This is a genomic window from Candidatus Buchananbacteria bacterium CG10_big_fil_rev_8_21_14_0_10_42_9, assembly GCA_002773845.1.
Taxonomy (GTDB): Bacteria; Patescibacteriota; Patescibacteriia; order Buchananbacterales; family 21-14-0-10-42-9; genus 21-14-0-10-42-9.
In genome coordinates this window covers 16,176-17,826 of the sequence record PEZZ01000030.1, presented here as the reverse complement: position 1 = coordinate 17,826, position 1,651 = coordinate 16,176, and the positions used below count along the sequence as shown (strand labels likewise).

The window sequence follows — 1,651 nt, the reverse complement described above, 5'->3', positions numbered from 1 at the left end:
GAGTCAGACCGTGGGGGCTAAGCTCCATGTGTCAAAAGGGAAACAGCCCAGACCGCAATTTAAGGTCCCTAAATCCAAACTCAGTGTGAAAGGTGGTGATTTGACTCAAACAGTTAGGAGGTTGGCTTAGAAGCAGCCACCCTTTAAAGAAAGCGTAATAGCTCACTAACCAAGTTGGGTTGCGCCGAAAATGTAACGGGGCTTAAGTTTGGTACCGAAAATGCGGATTCATTAAATTTATTTAATGAGTGGTAGAGGAGCATTCTGTATGCGCTGAAGTGAGACCCGCGAGGGATCGTGGAGCGTACAGAAGAGAGAATGTTGGCATGAGTAGCAAAAAGGCAGGTGAGAACCCTGCCCACCGTAAGTCTAAGGTTTCCTGGGCAACGCAAATCGACCCAGGGTTAGCCGGTCCTAAGGCGAGGCCGAAAGGCGTAGTCGATGGACGAGCAGGTTAATATTCCTGCGCTACAGCAGGTTTTCGATGGGGTGACGCATCGGCAGAGATTAAGCGAGCTATGGGATGTTCGTTGCTGGCTAAGGCGTGGTAATTGGTAAATCCGTTACCGCAAGCGCTGAGGTTGGCAGAAGAGGAAGGTTTTACCGGACTCAATTTAGTTAAAGCAGGTGACTAGAAAAACCTCTAGAGTTAAGCTTGTTGTAACCGTACCGTAAACCGACACAGGTAGACGGGCGCAAATGTGCCAAGGTGTACGAGATAATCATCGTTAGGGAACTCGGCAAAACAGTATCCGTAAGTTCGCAATAAGGATTCCCCACACCTTTCTGTTTATAAGCAGGATTATAGTTGAATGAATTTAACTTAATTCCAGTTTGTAATTAGAAAGGTGTGGGGCGCAGCGACTGACTCCAAACGACTGTTTACCAAAAACACAGGTCCCTGCCAAAGCGCAAGCTGATGTATAGGGGCTGATGCCTGGCCAGTGTCCGAACGTTAAGGAAGGGGGTTATTTAAACTTCGGTTTAGAGAAGCTTCCGACTGAAGCGCGGATGAACGCCGGCGATAACTATAATCGTCCTAAGGTAGCGAAATTCCTTGTCGGGTAAGTTCCGACCTGCACGAACGGCATAACGATTTGGAGACTGTCCCAACGATGAACTCGGCGAAATTGCAAGTCCAGTAAAGATGCTGGATACCCGTAGCCGGACGAAAAGACCCCGTGAAGCTTTACTACAACTTGATATTGAATTAGTGTTTCACCTGTTCAGCATAGGTGGGAGTCGCGTCTAACGCGACGACAGTGAGATACCACCCTTGTGTTATGTTAATTCTAACGTACCCCCGTGAATCCGGGGACCGGACAGTATCTGGTGGGTAGTTTAACTGGGGCGGTTGCCTCCCAAAGAGTAACGGAGGCGTTTACAAAGGTTGGCTAGCTCGGGACGGAAATCCGAGTGATAGTGTAAAGGCACAAGCCAGCTTTACTGCGAGTCTGACCAGACGAGCAGTTGCGAAAGCAGAACTTAGTGATCCGACCGTACGATATAGGACGGCGGAAGCTCAACGGATAAAAGCTACTCCGGGGATAACAGGCTAGTCACGCCCAAGCGCTCATAGCGACGGCGTGGTTCGGCACCTCGATGTCGGCTCGTCCTATCCTGGGGCTGAAGAAGGTCCCCAGGGGTTGGC

1 rRNA gene (running past one end of the window) is annotated in these 1,651 nt (G+C 49.8%); it reads left to right on the top strand.

Annotation, left to right across the window (positions count from 1 at the left end):
- Positions 1-1,651 (top strand): 23S ribosomal RNA (locus COT81_03920); its annotated part runs 335 nt beyond the window's last position; the annotation flags it as partial.